Source organism: Pseudomonas sp. GW821-FHT11G12, assembly GCF_058808055.1.
Map to the genome: position 1 here is coordinate 862384 of NZ_JBXARH010000001.1, position 17033 is coordinate 879416.

9 protein-coding genes and 1 pseudogene are annotated in these 17033 nt (G+C 59.8%); 5 read left to right on the forward strand and 5 right to left on the reverse strand.

Annotated features, from left to right (window positions below):
• The first annotated feature begins 84 nt into the window (after positions 1–84).
• Complete coding sequence (locus tag AC1RR7_RS03955; protein WP_493156216.1) at positions 85–4965, forward strand: dermonecrotic toxin domain-containing protein; 4881 nt, start codon at positions 85–87, stop codon at positions 4963–4965.
• A gap of 42 nt (positions 4966–5007) precedes the next feature.
• Here the strand turns inward: AC1RR7_RS03955 and AC1RR7_RS03960 are convergent, their stop codons facing one another.
• Both AC1RR7_RS03960 and AC1RR7_RS03965 read right to left on the reverse strand, forming a co-directional pair.
• Positions 5008–5502 carry a DUF934 domain-containing protein gene (locus tag AC1RR7_RS03960; protein WP_096819964.1) on the reverse strand — a complete coding sequence of 165 codons (495 nt, stop codon included), beginning with the start codon at positions 5500–5502 and terminating at the stop codon, positions 5008–5010.
• On the reverse strand, positions 5486–7144 hold the full coding sequence (locus tag AC1RR7_RS03965; protein ID WP_102621765.1) for a nitrite/sulfite reductase: 1659 nt from the start codon (positions 7142–7144) through the stop codon (positions 5486–5488). Before AC1RR7_RS03965 ends, AC1RR7_RS03960 begins: the two co-directional genes overlap by 17 nt.
• 525 nt (positions 7145–7669) lie before the next feature.
• On the opposite strand from AC1RR7_RS03965, the gene AC1RR7_RS03970 reads away from it, so the two are divergent.
• A complete protein-coding gene (locus AC1RR7_RS03970; protein WP_273540899.1) occupies positions 7670–8743 on the forward strand; it encodes an ABC transporter substrate-binding protein in 1074 nt (357 codons plus the stop codon).
• 6 nt (positions 8744–8749) lie between these two features.
• Here the strand turns inward: AC1RR7_RS03970 and AC1RR7_RS03975 are convergent, their stop codons facing one another.
• Positions 8750–8968: a DUF2970 domain-containing protein gene (locus AC1RR7_RS03975; RefSeq protein ID WP_096819961.1), complete on the reverse strand. Its 219-nt coding sequence runs from the start codon at positions 8966–8968 to the stop codon at positions 8750–8752.
• Between the two features lie 116 nt (positions 8969–9084).
• On the reverse strand, positions 9085–12795 hold the full coding sequence (metH, locus tag AC1RR7_RS03980) for a methionine synthase (RefSeq protein ID WP_096819960.1): 3711 nt from the start codon (positions 12793–12795) through the stop codon (positions 9085–9087).
• A gap of 158 nt (positions 12796–12953) precedes the next feature.
• Between metH and AC1RR7_RS03985 the strand changes: the two genes are divergently transcribed.
• The 3 genes and pseudogenes from AC1RR7_RS03985 to nfuA all read left to right on the forward strand — a co-directional run bounded on the left by AC1RR7_RS03985 (position 12954) and on the right by nfuA (position 16200).
• A complete protein-coding gene (locus AC1RR7_RS03985) occupies positions 12954–15248 on the forward strand; it encodes a fatty acid cis/trans isomerase (RefSeq protein ID WP_493156219.1) in 2295 nt (764 codons plus the stop codon).
• Between the two features lie 80 nt (positions 15249–15328).
• Positions 15329–15557: pseudogene (locus tag AC1RR7_RS03990) on the forward strand (acyltransferase family protein); the annotation flags it as partial.
• Positions 15558–15615: 58 nt separating this feature from the next.
• A complete protein-coding gene (gene nfuA, locus AC1RR7_RS03995) occupies positions 15616–16200 on the forward strand; it encodes a Fe-S biogenesis protein NfuA (protein WP_003225494.1) in 585 nt (194 codons plus the stop codon).
• 48 nt (positions 16201–16248) lie between these two features.
• Here nfuA and cobM read toward each other — a convergent pair whose 3' ends face one another.
• Positions 16249–16995, reverse strand: a complete 747-nt coding sequence (gene cobM, locus AC1RR7_RS04000; protein WP_493064926.1) for a precorrin-4 C(11)-methyltransferase — start codon at positions 16993–16995, stop codon at positions 16249–16251.
• Positions 16996–17033: the final 38 nt, after the last annotated feature.

Sequence of the window (17033 nt, forward strand, 5' to 3'; positions counted from 1 at the left end):
GGGTAATGCATCAACTAATCGCACTGTATTGAACGGTGTTTCAACTTTATTCTGAATGTCCACTTCAAGATAAAGTTGTTAAACATGGATGTTGAAAAGAATAAATCAAGTTTGCCCGTCATGACGCCAGCTCAACAAGGCGTCTTCTTTGAGTTATATAAAAAACAAATACCCACCTGGCTGCTTGGGTCTTCAGAGGCCGCGCGCAATGATCTCTATGAAAGTTTCAAGGCCAGTTTCAAATCACGTCATGCCGCGCTGGAAAAACTGCGGGCGCTAAAATCCCCACAGAGCTTTTGCACACCCCTTCTGGCCAAGGCCATGGCTGAGAAAATGGGCGAGCCCTTCGAAGTCGATGGGGCGATTTTTCAGCATGTACGCTCAACGTCAAGTCTGTTGGGGCTGCGCAAGAAACTGGTGTTGCCGATCGATCGCGATCTGTTGACGGCCGCCTGTGAAAATTTCGAGTTGTCTGAAACCCTGGCCAGCAGCTATCACGAGAGCTCTTTGCTCTACGTTCCGCAGAAAGTAACGGGGCGCTCCAACCGGGTTTTGCCGATACAGCCCCATGAGTTCGCCAGACTTTGCCGATACCTGGATCTTGGCAAGCAATACCAGAAACATGTGGAAGGTTTTTTTGGCAGCGACACTCAAATCGCCAGTTTGCAGGAAACATCTGTCGCTTATTCCAGGGATCAATTCGATGTTGATCGGCATATCGCCTACATGCGCGGTCACATCAGCGCCGATGTTTATCAGATGCTCAAGTCGGTCAAGAACTCGGAGTCCTCGATCAAACTGGGCAAAAACACGTTCGGCTATCAAAGTCTTGAAATGCTCGGTGTGCAACTTCGAGGCGCCATGTTCATCGGCCTGATCAGCGAGCCAGAGGAAGACGATTACCGTTGTGTGATCTATATGCCGGGCGATCCTGATCATCCATTGAAAGAGTATGCGTCGTTCCAGAAATTCGAGCTTGAGCTGAGCGGGCGTTTACGCAATTCCGAGTTCCGACGTTTTTTCATGCGATTTCTTCCTATGCAAGATCGCTCGCTTTTCCTGACCGGACTGAGTGTGCGGTTGTTGAATGCCAGGCCGAGCCAGTTTCCCATTACTTCGACCTATCTGTCGCTGACAGGCATCGATCTTGAAGGTGACGCAAAACGGGATCTGTTTCTGGCCATCTTCCAGCACCGCGCGGCGCAGGTGCGGGCCGACACTCGTCTGTTGGTGGTGCCCACCGACGATGAGGATGAGAAAACCCGTCTGGCCAGGCTCGACACCTACAAAGCCATCGGACTGAATACGCTGTTGTTTTTTGTCTCCTTTGTGCCGGTGCTCGGTGAAGTCCTGTGCGCCGTTGCCGGGCTGCAATTGCTCGGCGAGATTTACGAGGGCATCGACAGCTGGGCTCACGGCGATCAGGAGCATGCCGCCGATTGTCTGTTTGACACCCTTGAGAACCTGATTCTCATGGCGAGCTTCGCCGCTGGCGGTGTGGCCACCGGCGAGGCCTATAGACTCGTGCGCTCGTCGAGTTTCATGCAGAGGTTGCGGCGCGTCCCGGTTGGCGCGATGTCGCATCGACTTTGGAATCCGGACATGACGGCTTACCGTCATCGTGAATCCTTGCCGAGCAACCTTGCTGCCGACGCACAAGGGTTGGTCTGGCGCGCAGACAAGCGCTATTTGCCGCTGGGCCCCGATGCGTACGCGGTGCGTCCGGTAACCGGCACCGGCTTGTGGGAGGTGCATGACCCGCAGTTGCCCGAACGCTATTCACCTTTACTTGAGACCAACGGTGCGGGCGCCTGGCGTCACGATTCCGAGTTGCCTCACGAATGGAGCTCCTTGACCCTGTTCCGTCGTTTGGGGTTCCGGGAAGAGAAGGTTTCAGATACTCGTGCGCTGCAAATCATTGCGGCCAGTGGCATCGATGAGGCGGTTATGCGGCAGCTGTTTGTCGAGCGCGGCAAACCGATGGCGGCGCTGTCGGATTCTGTAAGGCGTTTTCGCGCAGATACCGACGTCGGGTTGTTCATGGAGCAGATGGCCTTACCGGCGTCTGCCCCCATGGCAGACGCCGATCTGCAGTTGTATTTGCTGACGGGGGAAGGGCGCTGGCCTCGAGACATGGCGATTGTTGTGGAGGACATCACCGGCGACGAAGTGACGCGCTACGGTGCAGATAATGCGGCCCGTCAGGTGAAAATCAGTGAGGACTTGCTGAGCAAGGGACAGTTCCATACGCCATTGTTGGCAGCGCTCAATGACAGTGAACGTTCGCGTTTGCTGAGTTCGGCTACCGTGGAGCGGAAAAACCAGACGGCGCTGCTGGTCGGTCACATTGCCGCGCTGGCACCGCGCATGCGCATGGCGATGATGGATCGGCTGTTCCGGCGAGCCGACATTTGCGAACTTTCCAGAAACGAGCCGATCGTCAAGGCATTTCCGGGACTTTCAGCCAGTGTTGTCGACGAACTGGTGCAACACGCCGATGCGCGCGAGTGGGAGCAGCTGGAATCCGACACTGTACCGTTGCGCCTGGCCGAAGAGGCGCGGCGCTATCAGCCGATACAGCGTCTGAACCGGGCCTATGAGGGGTTGTACCTGGACGCGGCCTGCGGGCGCGATCCCGACATGCTGATACTCGACACGTTGACCCATTTGCCTGGCTGGCCTGGCGATGTGTTTGTCGAAATTCTGGATTGGGGTGTGTATGCCGATCAGCGGGCAACCATCGGCCCGAGTGACGCCGCGCACAAAGTGCTGATCGAAGCCTACGCCGAGCGCTATCAGGGCCAGGACACGCGTCACACGGTCATCTCCAGTCAGCCAACGCGCACCCGGGCGAATTTTTTCCAGACATTGTGGGAAAGCTTGCCGGCCCACAGTCGCAAGGCCATCGGGGTCGACAAGGACATCGACGGCACTGGCTTGCGGCAGAAAATCACTGTATCGGCACTGCAGCGGCGCGAGGCATTCGCCAAGGTGTTGGGAATTGAACCGGTGAGCGCCGATTACCGTTCACCCATGGGCCTGGCGGATCGTCGGATCGAGCAAGCCTTCGTCCAGCAGTCGGCTCCTTCGAGTTCTGCATCGGGAACATCTCCCATGCTCATACGCCGGGCGCAGGAGCTGTATCCGGCCCAATCCCCCGCGCAGCTCAAACGTTTCGTGGCCTCGCTGGGCACCGACGAAGTCTTGGTCATCAGATCGCTGGAGCGGCTGCGCGAGCAATACAGGACGATGGTCGAAACCCTGGAGCGCTGGACTCACCGCGATACGTATTATCAGGAAGAGGAGGGACCGAGAATCAAGGTGCCTACCCATAGCAAGGCTCGGGCAATGCAAGCCATTTTGCGCGCCTGGCGCAAGGAAACGCGCCATTCCGTGCACTCGGGTCATCCGACCTACAGTCTGACATTCGATGCAGCGCCGCTGGGGGAAATGCCGACCCTCGTTGGTGATTTTGCCCACATCACCGCTTTGGAGATGAGTGGCGTTGGCGCCAGTGCGGGGCTGAACACATTTTTGCGTAACTTTTCCGGGTTGCGGGTGCTGGATCTGTCAGGGAACGGGTTGACGCGCATTCCTCTTGCGATCGGCGATATGCCGGCGCTGACCGGGCTGGATCTGAGCAATAACAGCATTCGCCTGACCGAGCGATCGATGCAGGAACTGGGCGGCAAGCAGCATTTGCGCACGCTGGACCTTGGGTTCAACTCGAGTTTGGGGCGGACGCCTGATGTCAGTGCGATGCGCAGTTTGCGCCATCTGAACCTGCGTGACACCGGCATCAGCGAATGGCCCGGGAACACCGATGTGCTTGCGCATCTGGAGTCTCTCGATTTGCGCAACAACAAGATCGTCGATATCCCGTCGTCCGTGTTCACCTCCCGCGCGGTACTGAACCGGGGCACCACGATCGATGGCAACCCGCTGTCGGCGGCAAGCCTCAAAGACATCGCTGCGTACCAACAGTCACAAGGTATAAGCCTCGGCGTGCTCATCACCGAGTACACCCACACCGTACGATTGGCGGGTGATCGTGAGGGGGCCGGGTGGGTCAACGGTCTGCCGGCGGTGGAGATCGGCCGGGCGAAGCAGGTGCTGTCATCGCTGTCGGCTGCCCCGGACTCCCGGGATTTTTTTGAAGTGCTCATGCAACTGCGTGAAACGGCCGATTACTTCCGAACCCGCGAACAGCTCGGGCAGCGGGTGTGGAATGTGCTGGAGGCGGCCTGCGAGGATGATTCGTTGCGTCGAGCGCTGTTTCGCATGGCCCGGTCAGGTTGGGTCAGTGCCCCCAATGTTGCGGGGCTGTTCAGCGATCTGGAGGTCAGGGTGCTGTGTTATCGGGCAGCGGCAGCGGCCCGCACCGGTACACAGACACTGGAAGGCGACCTGGTCCGTCTGTTGCGCGGGTTGTTTCGTTTGCAGCAGGTGGAAAAGCAAGCGTTGCTCGATATTGCGCGACGTTCCCGCTCAGGGACCTTCACTCAACGTCAGGCGCTGGATGTCAGCCTGATTTACCGGGTGAGACTGGCACAGCGCCTGGCGTTGCCAGCACAACCCACAGAGCTGAATATGCCGCTGGATACCGAGGTGACTGACGCGCAGATCGATCACGCGTATCTGGAGGTCGTCAGGGCCGAGCAGACGGCGCAACTGACTGAGTCGGTCAGCAGGCAGGAGTTCTGGTCCGAGTATTTGCTGACGACACGTCAGGATGCATTTACCAGCGTTCTCGATCGCAGTGCACAAGCGTTTTCGCGATTGGAAGCACAGGCCGGGTTGTCCCGCGAGGCCGCCAGTCAGCAAATGACGACGATCTTCGACAACTTCAGAAATGAAAGCCTGGAACTGCGAAAACAACTGACCAGCGCGGCACTGGCGAGGCATCCGGGGCTGACTTTGCCGGTCACGCCGGGGCCCGGCAGGTTAGGAACGAGAGAGGGATAAGCAGAGCCCCCGAGCCCGCGCAGGCGGGCTCGGGGTACACGGTCAGCGGCGACGGAACAACGGCAGCGGTTCGTCAGTGGCGGCCTGATAGGTCACCGAGAAGTCCTTGAGGCTTTCCAGTGCATCGTACGGATCTTTGTCCGCGCGCAGGGCGAAGGCGTCGAAACCGCAACGGCGCATGTAGAACAACTGGTCGCGCAGCACGTCGCCAATCGCCCGCAGTTCGCCTTTGAAACCGTAACGGTCACGCAGCAGGCGGGCGTTGGAGTAGTTGCGGCCATCGGTGAACGCCGGGAAGTTCAAGGCAATTACCTGGAACTCATTCACGTCGTCACCGATTTCCTCGGCTTCTTCGTCGGCGTCCAGCCACACACCCAGACCGCCATCGCGGGCCTTGAGCATGCGGCTGTGTTCACGCCACAGTTGCAGCGGGACGATCAGGTCGTCGCAGTTGCTGATCTCGTCAATGTTGAAATCCTTGGGCAGCAGGTGCCAGGTTTCGTCGACGACCTCGTTGTTCTTAATGATTCGCTGCATAGACGCGTTCCTTGAAGAGGTCGATGCCAATACGCTGGTAGGTGTCGATGAAGCGCTCGTCTTCGGTACGTTGTTCCACGTACACGTCGATCAGCTTGGAGATCACATCCGGCATGTCGTCCTGGGCGAAGGACGGGCCGAGGATCTTGCCCAGGCTGGCGTCACGGCTGGCGCTGCCGCCGAGGGAGACCTGGTAGAACTCCTCACCTTTCTTGTCCACCCCGAGGATGCCGATGTGGCCGACGTGGTGGTGACCGCAGGCGTTCATGCAGCCGGAGATGTTCAGGTCCAGCTCACCGATGTCGAACAGGTAGTCCAGGTCGTCGAAACGGCGCTGGATCGATTCGGCGATCGGGATCGACTTGGCGTTGGCCAGGGAGCAGAAATCACCGCCAGGGCAGCAGATGATGTCGGTCAGCAGGCCAATGTTCGGGGTGGCGAAACCTTGTTCGCGCAACTCGCCCCACAGGGTGAACAACTGGCTCTGCTCGACATCGGCCAGAATGATGTTCTGCTCGTGGGAGGTGCGCAGTTGACCGAAGCTGTAGCGGTCGGCCAGGTCGGCGACGGCGTCGAGCTGCTTGTCGGTGATGTCGCCCGGTGCGACACCGGTCGGCTTCAGGGACAGGGTCACCGCCACATAGCCTGGCTTCTTGTGCGCCAGGGTGTTGCGGGTGCGCCAGCGGGCGAAACCCGGGTGTTCCTTGTCGAGGACGGCCAGTTCGGCGTCTTGATTGCTCAGCGCCTTGTAATCCGGGTCGACGAAGTGTTTGGCGACGCGATGCAGTTCGGCTTCGGTCAGCGTTGTCTGGCCGCCGCGCAGGTGTTCCATCTCGGCATCGACTTTCTGGGCGAAGACTTCTGGAGTCAGCGCTTTGACGAGGATCTTGATCCGCGCCTTGTATTTGTTGTCACGACGGCCGTAGCGGTTGTAGACCCGCAGGATCGCGTCGAGGTAGCTCAACAGGTCCTGCCACGGCAGGAACTCGTTGATGAAGGCACCCACCACCGGAGTACGACCCAGACCGCCGCCGACCAGCACGCGGAAACCGAGTTCGCCAGCGGCGTTGTGGACCGGCTCAAGGCCGATGTCGTGGACTTCGATGGCCGCGCGGTCGGAGGTCGAACCGTTGACGGCGATCTTGAATTTGCGTGGCAGGTAGGCGAATTCCGGGTGGAACGTGGTCCACTGACGAACGATTTCGCACCACGGACGCGGATCGATCAACTCGTCGAACGCAACACCGGCGAACTGGTCGGTGGTGACGTTGCGCAGGCAGTTGCCGCTGGTCTGGATCGCGTGCATCTGCACGGTGGCCAGTTCCGCGAGGATGTCCGGGATGTCTTCGAGTGCCGGCCAGTTGAACTGTACGTTCTGGCGGGTACTGATGTGGGCGTAGCCCTTGTCGTAGTCACGGGCAATCTTCGCCATCATGCGCATCTGACGCGAGGTCAGTTGGCCGTAAGGCACCGCCACCCGCAACATCGGCGCGAAACGCTGGATGTACAGGCCATTCTGCAGGCGCAGGGGGCGGAATTCTTCTTCGCTCAGCTCACCTGCCAGATAGCGTCGGGTCTGATCACGGAACTGCTTGACGCGGTCCTCGATGATCCGCTGATCGTACTCGTCGTATACGTACATATAAGTCCTGTTCTCAGGCTTTGGGCTACTCGGAAAACGCTGCGTTTTCGCTTGCTGGAGTCCGATGGTGCCTCTGCAATTACGCGCGCACGGCCGCGCACTCCCTAATGGAGCCGGGGCAATATACCCGTTTGCAGTTATGCGCAAAAGTGATGTTTGAGTATATGGAAAGAACCAAAACGACTAACGAGAATCACTGTTAACTAACCCACATTTGTCGTGCGGACAATCATCGTCTTAACTGTGGTCGAGTCTTTCTGCAATCACCGATAAAACCGACAAGAGGCGATGCAATGAGCAACCCAACCAAGGCAAGGAAAAGCGATAGCAGTGTCGATGCGTGGGCCATTCTGTTCCTGATCATTCTGGTCGTTGGAACAGCGGTGTTCTGGGTCAGTCATCAGTAAAACGACCCCTCCGGGCCCGCTTCCGACGATTGTCGGACAAAAAGCGGGATCAGGCGCTAATGGCCGGCGATTGAATGGCTATAATGCGCGGCCATTTTTCCCCGGGCCCGGATGCTTCATGTTCAAGTTTCTCCACATCAGTCTGCTTTTGCTGGGCATGGCCTTCGGGACCAGTGCGCGGGCGGAGTCCGTGCTGTTCCTGAATCCGGGCTCGACCCAGGAAGCGTTCTGGGTCAGTTACTCGCAATTCATGCAGGCCGCCGCTCGGGATCTTGGAATCGACCTGCACATCCTCTATGCCCAGCGCCAGCCCGAACTGACCCTGGCGCAGGCGCGACTGGCGTTGCAGGGGCCTGATCGCCCGGATTATCTGGTGTTCGTCAATGAACAGTACGTCGCGCCGCAGATTTTGCGCATGGCCAATGACAGTGGCGTGAAGCTCTTTATCGTCAATTCGGCACTGACACCCAACCAGCAGGCGCTGGTGGCAGAGCGCGCGGATCGTATCGGTAGCCTGGTGCCCAACGATGAGGAGGGTGGTTACCTGATGATGAAGGAGCTGATTCGCCTGCATCCACCCGTGGCCCCCGGTGAAAACATCGATCTGCTGGCGTTTTCCGGCCTGAAGATCACACCTTCGGCGCAACTGCGCGAAAAGGGCATGCAGCGGGCGCTGGCCGAGCATCCTCAGGTACGTTTGCGGCAACTGGTCTACGGCGGCTGGACGCAACAACGTGCCTACGAGCAGGCGAAGCAATTGTTGGTCCGATATCCAAAAGTGTCATTGGTGTGGGCGGCCAACGATGAAATGGCCTTCGGTGCGATGCGCGCCGTTTCAGAGGCCGGCAAAGTACCGGGCAAGGACGTGTTGTTCAGCGCGGTCAATACCTCGCCCGAAGCTTTGCAAGCCATGGTTGACGGTCGCCTGAGTGCGTTGCTCGGCGGGCATTTCACTCTCGGTGGCTGGGCGCTTGTCGAACTGCATGATCACGCGCAAGGCGTCGATCTGAATCGGTACGGCGGTCGTGACCGGCAGATTCCATTGTTGCAACTGATCGACAGAGATCATGCCCGCCGAATGCTGGCCATGGGCACTTCGCCGGACTACGGCGTGCATTTTCGCAAGCTCTCGGCGAAGGGCCGTCCGGTTTCGTATCGCTATCCGTTCAACCTGCAAACCCTGATGCACTGACGCCGGTCACGCGCCTGCCAGATGCACCACCAGTTGCACGATGCCAAACAGCGTCAGGGCGAACACCGCCGTGAACGCAATGCCCAGGAAGATGAAGTGGCTGGGCTTTCCATGGGTGAAGTCCCTTGCCCGGTTCTTGCCGCTCTGCACCCCGAACGCCGCCGCCATGACGCTTTGCAGCATCTGCCAGAAGGTCGGTGGCTTGTTGTCGACTGGATCGTCCATAAATCCCTCGTCTGCCGTGTGTGTCAGACAAGCATAGCCAACCCTTTCCGGGGTGCAGAAATACCTGTGGGAGCCAATAGGCTCCCACAGGGTGTCGCGTGTCGCGTGAAGCTGGATCAGTTGTCGTAACCCAGGTTCGGCGCCAGCCAGCGCTCGGTCAGGCTCAGTTCCTGACCTTTGCGCGAGGTGTAGCTCTGCACCTGATCCTTGTCGACCTTGCCCACGGCAAAGTACTGCGCCTGCGGATGCGCGAAGTACCAACCGCTGACCGCTGCCGCCGGGAACATCGCGTAGTGCTCGGTGAGGAACACACCGCTGCGACCGGCGCGCATTTCCTGGGCCTCAGGGTCGAGCAGGGCGAACAGCGTGGCCTTCTCGGTGTGATCCGGGCACGCCGGGTAGCCCGGGGCAGGGCGGATGCCGGAATACTGCTCTTTGATCAAAGCCTCGTTGTCGAGAACTTCATCCTTGGCGTAACCCCAGTGCTCTTTACGCACCTGCTGGTGCAGCCATTCGGCACAGGCTTCGGCCAGACGGTCGGCCAACGCCTTGACCATGATCGAGTTGTAGTCGTCGCCAGCGTCCTGATAGGCCTTGGCCACTTCTTCGGCGCCGATCCCGGCGGTGGTGATGAAACCACCGACGTAGTCAGTCACTTCGCTGTCCTTCGGCGCGACGAAGTCGGCGAGCGAGAAGTTCGGCTTGCCGTCGGTCTTGATGATCTGCTGGCGCAGGTGATGCAGGCGCGCCATCGGCTTGCCGTCATCGCCGTACAGCTCGATATCGTCGTCATGCACCTGATTGGCCGGCCAGAAGCCGAACACCGCACGGGCGCTGATCAGCTTCTCGTCGATCAGCTTGGTCAGCATTTCGCGGGCGTCCTTGTACAGCGAGGTCGCGGCCTCACCGACCACTTCGTCTTCGAGGATGCGCGGGAACTTGCCGGCCAGGTCCCAGGAGATGAAGAACGGCGTCCAGTCGATGTACTCGGCCAGGACGTTGAGGTCGATGTTGTCCAGCACGCGGCTGCCGGTGAACGTCGGTTTGACCGGGGTGTAAGTGGCCCAGTCGAACTGCGGTTTTTTCGCGATCGATGCGGCGTAGCTCAGGCGTTCGGTACGGGCGCTGCGGTTGGCGGTGCGCTCGCGGACTTCGACGTACTCTTCGCGGGTCTTCTCGACGAAACCGGCCTTCAGCTCCTTGGACAACAACTGCGTCGCCACGCCCACGGCGCGGGAGGCGTCGGTGACGTAGACCACCGCGTCGTTGCTGTACTTCGGCTCGATCTTCACCGCCGTATGTGCCTTGGAGGTGGTCGCGCCGCCGATCATCAGCGGCAGGTGGAAGTCCTGGCGCTGCATCTCGCGGGCCACGTGGACCATTTCATCCAGCGACGGGGTGATCAGGCCGGACAGGCCGATGATGTCGCACTTCTGTTCCTTGGCCACTTGCAGGATCTTCTCGGCTGGTACCATCACGCCGAGGTCGACGATGTCGTAGCCGTTGCAACCCAGTACCACGCCGACAATGTTCTTGCCGATGTCATGCACGTCACCTTTAACGGTGGCCATGAGGATCTTGCCCTTGGCTTCCGGCTTGTCGCCTTTTTCCAGTTCGATGAACGGAATCAGGTGGGCCACGGCCTGTTTCATCACGCGGGCGGACTTCACCACCTGCGGCAGGAACATTTTGCCGGCGCCGAACAGGTCGCCGACGATGTTCATGCCGGACATCAGCGGGCCTTCGATCACTTCGATCGGACGGGCGAAGGACTGACGGGACTCTTCGGTGTCTTCGACGATGTGAGTGGTGATGCCCTTGACCAGTGCATGTTCCAGACGCTTGTTGACGTCCCAGCTGCGCCACTCTTCGGTCTCGGCTTCCTTGACGCTGCCGTCGCCCTTGTACTTGTCGGCGATGGCGAGGAGGGCGTCGGTGCCTTCCGGTGTGCGGTTGAGGATCACGTCTTCAACGGCGTCGCGCAGTTCCTGCGGGATCTGGTCGTAGATTTCCAGCTGACCGGCGTTGACGATACCCATGGTCAGGCCGGCGCGGATCGCGTACAGCAGGAACACCGAGTGGATCGCCTCGCGCACCGGGTTGTTGCCACGGAACGAGAACGACACGTTGGACACACCGCCGGAGGTTAGCGCATACGGCAGTTCGTCACGGATGTAGGCACAGGCGTTGATGAAGTCCACAGCGTAGTTGTTGTGTTCTTCGATACCGGTGGCCACGGCGAAGATGTTCGGGTCGAAGATGATGTCTTCCGGCGGGAAGCCGACTTCGTTGACCAGAATGTCGTAGGAGCGTTTGCAGATTTCTTTCTTGCGCGCTTCGGTGTCGGCCTGGCCGGCTTCGTCGAACGCCATCACCACCACGGCGGCGCCGTAGCGTTTGCACAGTTTGGCGTGGTGGATGAACTGCTCGACGCCTTCTTTCATGCTGATCGAGTTGACGATGCCCTTGCCCTGAATGCACTTCAGGCCCGCTTCGATCACGTCCCATTTCGAGGAGTCGATCATGATCGGTACGCGGGAGATGTCCGGCTCGCCGGCAATCAGATTGAGGAAGGTCACCATGGCCTTCTTCGAATCGAGCATCCCTTCGTCCATGTTGATGTCGATCACTTGGGCGCCGGCCTCGACCTGCTGCAGGGCGACTTCCAGGGCTTCGGTGTAGTTGTCTTCACGGATCAGACGGGCGAATTTTGCGGAACCGGTGATGTTGGTCCGCTCGCCGACGTTGACGAACAGCGAGCTGCGATCGATGGTGAACGGCTCCAGACCCGACAGGCGGCAAGCCTTGGGAATGTCCGGAATCTGCCGTGGCGCGTAACCGGCAACGGCTTTGGCGATGGCTTCGATGTGGCCCGGGGTGGTGCCGCAGCAACCGCCGACGATGTTGAGGAAACCGCTCTGGGCGAACTCTTCGATGACTTTGGCGGTGTCCACCGGCAACTCGTCGTACTCGCCGAATTCGTTCGGCAGGCCGGCGTTCGGGTGCGCCGAAACGTGGGTGCTGGCCTTGTCCGACAGCTCCTCCAGGTACGGACGCAGTTCACGGGCGCCGAGTGCGCAGTTCAGACCGACCGAAATCGGCTTGGCGTGGGCCACGGAGTTCCAGAATGCTTCGGTGGTCTGGCCCGACAGGGTGCGGCCGGAGGCGTCGGTGATGGTGCCGGAAATCATGATCGGCAGTTCGATGTGCAACTCTTCGAACACGCCTTGCACGGCGAAGATCGCAGCCTTGGCGTTGAGGGTGTCGAAGATGGTTTCGATCAGGATCAGGTCGGCGCCACCCTCGATCAGGCCTTTGGTGGCTTCGGTGTAGTTTTCCACCAGCTCATCGAAGGTGACGTTGCGATAGCCCGGGTTGTTGACGTCCGGCGACAGCGAGCAGGTGCGGCTGGTCGGGCCGAGCACGCCGGCGACGAAGCGCGGCTTGTCCGGGTTCTCGGCGGTCTTGGCGTCGGCGACCTTGCGCGCCAGTCGTGCGCCTTCTACGTTGAGTTCGTAGGCCAGCTCTTCCATGCCGTAATCAGCCATGGAAATGCGGGTGGCGTTGAAGGTGTTGGTTTCCAGGATGTCGGCGCCGGCATCCAGGTAGGCTTTCTCGATGCCGCCGATCACGTCGGGACGGGTAATGACCAGCAGGTCGTTGTTGCCCTTGACGTCGCTCGGCCAGTCGGCGAAACGCTTGCCGCGATAATCCTGCTCTTCGAGCTTGTAGCTCTGGATCATCGTGCCCATACCGCCATCGAGTATCAGGATGCGCTCTTTGAGGGCTTGCTTGAGAGCTTGAAGGCGGACGCTGCGATCGGACATTGGGACTACTCGAAAAAGACCATGACGAAGGAGCGGGATCATAACAAACCTGTGCGGATTTAGAGCATGCGGCACTTTTGCATGAATATCGCTCATGTTGGCACGGGCGTCATAACGGTAGAATCGCGGCGTTTTTATTCAGGATCAGGATCAAGGATATGTCGTACCGCGTCGTCAGCATGGTGTTGCTGTTTTTGAGCTTTGGCGCGGCGGCGCAAAGTCCTGCGATCTCGCCTTCGATTTCTTACACCCGCGACATCCAGCCGATCTTCACCGAGAAGTGCGTGGCCTGCCATGCGTGCTACGACTCCGCTTGCCAGTTGAACCTGGGCAGCGGTGAAGGCGCGGCCCGTGGCGCGAGCAAGATGCCGGTCTACGATGGTGAACGCACTCAGGCAGCGCCGACCACGCGGCTGTTCTACGACGCTTTTGGCAAACGTGCCTGGCAGCAGAAAGACTTCTATTCGGTACTCGACGCCCAGGGCAGTCAGGCGGCGCTGATGGCGCGAATGCTGGAGTTGGGGCACAAAACGCCACTGACACCCAACGCCAAACTGCCGGAAGACATCGTCCTCGGCCTGCAACGGGAAAACATGTGCGCGATGCCGGCCGAGTTCGACGGCTATGCCGGCGCCCACCCGAAAGAGGGCATGCCGCTGGCGGTCACCGGCCTGACCAACCAGCAATATCAGACGTTGCAGCGCTGGCTGGCGTCCGGCGCGCCGATCGATGAGCAGGGCCTGGCGCCGAGCGCCAAGGAAGCGCTGCAGATCGTGCAGTGGGAAAACCTGCTCAATCAACCTGGCGCGCGGGAGAGTCTGGTCGGGCGCTGGCTGTATGAGCACTGGTTCCTGGCGCACATCTACTTCAAGGACGGCGAGCCGGGGCATTTCTTCCAGTGGGTGCGTTCGCGCACGCCGACCGGCCAGCCGATCGACCTGATTGCCACCCGTCGCCCGAACGATGATCCGGGTACCCAGGTGTATTACCGCCTGTGGCCGGTGCAGGGTGTGATCGTGCACAAGACCCACATCACTTATCCGCTGAGTGCGGCGAAGATGGCGCGGGTCAAAAGCCTGTTCTACAACGGCAACTGGCAGGTGCATGCACTGCCGGGTTACGGGCCGCAGAGCCGGGCCAACCCGTTTGCGACCTTCGAGGCGATTCCGGCGCAGGCGCGTTATCAGTTCATGCTCGATAACGCCGAATACTTCGTGCGCACGTTCATTCGCGGCCCGGTATGCCGTGGCCAGATCGCAACTGACGTGATCCGCGATAATTTCTGGGCGCTGTTCCAGGCGCCGGAACATGACCTGTACATCACCGATCCGAACTATCGCGGGCAGGCCACGCCGTTGCTGGCCATGCCGGGGCAGAACGACGATGTCGGCAGCGTCCTGAGCCTGTGGCACGACTATCGCAACAAGCGAAACAAGTACGAAGCCCTGCGCCGTGACAGCTACGCCGACCAACCGGCGCCGAGCTGGTCGACCCTGTGGGCGGGCAACGACAATGCGCTGTTGAGCATCTTCCGCCACTTCGACAGCGCGTCGGTGACCAAAGGCCTGATCGGCGAAGTGCCGCAGACCATGTGGCTGTTCGACTATCCGCTGCTGGAGCGCACCTATTACCAGTTGGCGGTCAACTTCGATGTATTCGGCAACGTCTCCCATCAGGCGCAGACCCGACTGTACTTCGACCTGATCCGCAACGGCGCCGAACAGAATTTCCTGCGTCTGATGCCGGCCGATTCCCGCGAGGATTACCTCGACGATTGGTATCAGAGCAGCGGCCAGTTCAAGATGTGGCTGGACTATGAGTCCATCGACGACGACAAGCCAACGGCACTGAAACTCGACGGAAAAGACCCGAAGCATGACTTCGCCATGCAGTTGCTCGCCCGTTACGGCGACCTCAACGCACGGCCCGATCCGATCAATCGTTGCGTGGATGCCTACTGCTCGCGGCCGAACATCGACCCGGCGCTGCAAAACGCCGAACAGGCGCTGAGCCGTCTGACGGCGCGTCCTGCGGCGGGGCTGAAAGTGATCGATCAGTTGCCGGAAGCGACCATGCTGCGCATCGAAACTGCCAGCGGCAAACGCGAGGTCTACAGCCTGCTGCGCAACCGCGCCCACAGCAACGTGGCGTTCCTGCTCGGTGAGTCACTGCGCTATCAACCGGGCCTCGACACCCTGACCATTTATCCGGGCGTGCTCAGCAGCTACCCGAACTTCATGTTCAACATCCCGGCGGATCAGGTGCCGGCGTTTGTCGATGCCATGGAAAGCGCGAAGGATGCGCCGCAGTTCGAGAAGATCGTCGAAGGTTGGGGTATTCGCCGCAGCCATCCACAGTTCTGGTTCTATTTCCATGACCTGAGCCAGTACATCCACGAAACCGACCCGGTGGAAGAGGGCGTGCTGGACATGAATCGGTACGAGAATCTTTGATCGTTTGAACGATGGCAGCTGTCCCAATCCTGTGTAGCACGGGATCGGGAGCGCCATCGATGTTGCAGATTTTCTTCGAGTCGGTGTATCTGATGTACGTGCTGGTACTGTCGGGCAGGCGCTTATCTGGCCCGACGCTATGGGGTCAACCCGTATTTGATGTTATTTGTCTGTGCGCTGCTCATCGGAGACGCTTCATGGCTGAGCTGCGAATGGGTAGAAAAACGCAGCTATCCGTGGCTTAAAGCGCGGATTGACGGCGAACCTGGCGCTTGGCCGATTTGCGAACTATTCCTACGTAAATACTAGGACTTTGTGCCGCGCGCCGATTGGCGTAAACTCCGCCTCAAGCCTGCGAGGAGTTTCCATGACCGCTATTACCATTACCGACGCCGCCCATGATTACCTGGCCGATCTGCTTTCCAAGCAGAACACCCCGGGTATCGGCATCCGCGTCTTCATCACCCAGCCTGGCACCCAGTACGCCGAAACCTGCATTGCCTATTGCAAGCCGGGCGAAGAGAAACCTGAAGACACAGCGCTGGGGCTGAAAAGCTTCACCGCCTACATCGACTCGTTCAGCGAAGCGTTCCTCGACGATGCTGTCGTCGACTACGCCACCGACCGCATGGGCGGCCAGCTGACCATCAAGGCACCGAACGCCAAAGTACCGATGGTCAACGCCGACAGCCCGGTCAACGAGCGCATCAACTATTACCTGCAAACCGAAATCAACCCGGGGCTGGCCAGCCACGGCGGTCAGGTCAGCCTGATCGATGTGGTTGAAGACGGCATTGCCGTGCTGCAGTTCGGCGGCGGTTGCCAGGGCTGCGGCCAGGCGGACGTCACCCTGAAGGAAGGCATCGAGCGCACCTTGCTCGAGCGCATTCCGGAGCTCAAGGGCGTTCGCGACGTGACCGACCACACGCAGAAAGAAAACGCCTACTACTAAGGCGTTCGCTGCGGCATAAAAGACGGCGCCCCGTGAGCGCCGTTTTTTTTATGGTCGATACAAATGCGCATGCCCCGCGCGATACAGCGACGATTCACTGAAATGATCGCTGCCCAACACCCGCCCGACCAGAATCAGTGCCGTACGCCGAAACCCCTTGGCGGCCACCTTCGCGGCAATATCCTCCAGCGTCCCGACCACCCAGTCCTGATCCGGCCACGTCGCCCGGTGGATCACTGCGATCGGGCAGTCCGCACCATAGTGCGGCAGCAGTTCGGCGAGGATTTTCTCCAGATGATTGACCCCCAAATGAATCGCCATGGTCGCCCCGTGCTGCGCGAGGTTACCCAGTTCTTCCCCGGCGGGCATTGCGGTCTTGTCCGCGTAACGGGTCAGGATCACGCTTTGCGAGATGTCCGGCAGAGTGAGTTCGGCGCCCAACAACGCCGCACAGGCAGCAGTGGCGGTTACGCCGGGGACAATCTCGAACGGGATGTCCAGCTCGCGCAGATAACGGATCTGCTCGCCGATGGCGCCATACAGGCTCGGATCGCCCGAATGCACCCGCGCCACGTCCTGGCCCTTGGCGTGGGCGGTCTTGATCAGATCGATGATCTGTTCCAGATGCAGTTCGGCGCTGTTGACCACGGTTTCAGCCGAATGACCGTCCAGCACCGCCGCCGGCACCAGCGAACCTGCATAGATGATCACCGGGCAGCTGCGAATCAGTCGCTGACCTTTGACAGTGATCAATTCCGGGTCGCCGGGGCCGGCGCCGATGAAGTAAACGGTCATCGTTGGATCCTGTGAAAGTAGGGCAGGTCGAGGCTTCA

What these genes read in the sequence shown, in the direction of transcription:
- metH (WP_096819960.1), bottom strand. Translation starts at nt 12,795, where the DNA reads ATGTCCGATCGCAGCGTCCGCCTTCAAGCTCTCAAGCAAGCCCTCAAA.
- AC1RR7_RS03975 (WP_096819961.1), bottom strand. Translation starts at nt 8,968, where the DNA reads ATGGACGATCCAGTCGACAACAAGCCACCGACCTTCTGGCAGATGCTG.
- AC1RR7_RS03965 (WP_102621765.1), bottom strand. Translation starts at nt 7,144, where the DNA reads ATGTACGTATACGACGAGTACGATCAGCGGATCATCGAGGACCGCGTC.
- AC1RR7_RS03955 (WP_493156216.1), top strand. Translation starts at nt 85, where the DNA reads ATGGATGTTGAAAAGAATAAATCAAGTTTGCCCGTCATGACGCCAGCT.
- nfuA (WP_003225494.1), top strand. Translation starts at nt 15,616, where the DNA reads ATGACCGCTATTACCATTACCGACGCCGCCCATGATTACCTGGCCGAT.
- AC1RR7_RS03985 (WP_493156219.1), top strand. Translation starts at nt 12,954, where the DNA reads ATGTCGTACCGCGTCGTCAGCATGGTGTTGCTGTTTTTGAGCTTTGGC.
- AC1RR7_RS03970 (WP_273540899.1), top strand. Translation starts at nt 7,670, where the DNA reads ATGTTCAAGTTTCTCCACATCAGTCTGCTTTTGCTGGGCATGGCCTTC.
- AC1RR7_RS03960 (WP_096819964.1), bottom strand. Translation starts at nt 5,502, where the DNA reads ATGCAGCGAATCATTAAGAACAACGAGGTCGTCGACGAAACCTGGCAC.
- cobM (WP_493064926.1), bottom strand. Translation starts at nt 16,995, where the DNA reads ATGACCGTTTACTTCATCGGCGCCGGCCCCGGCGACCCGGAATTGATC.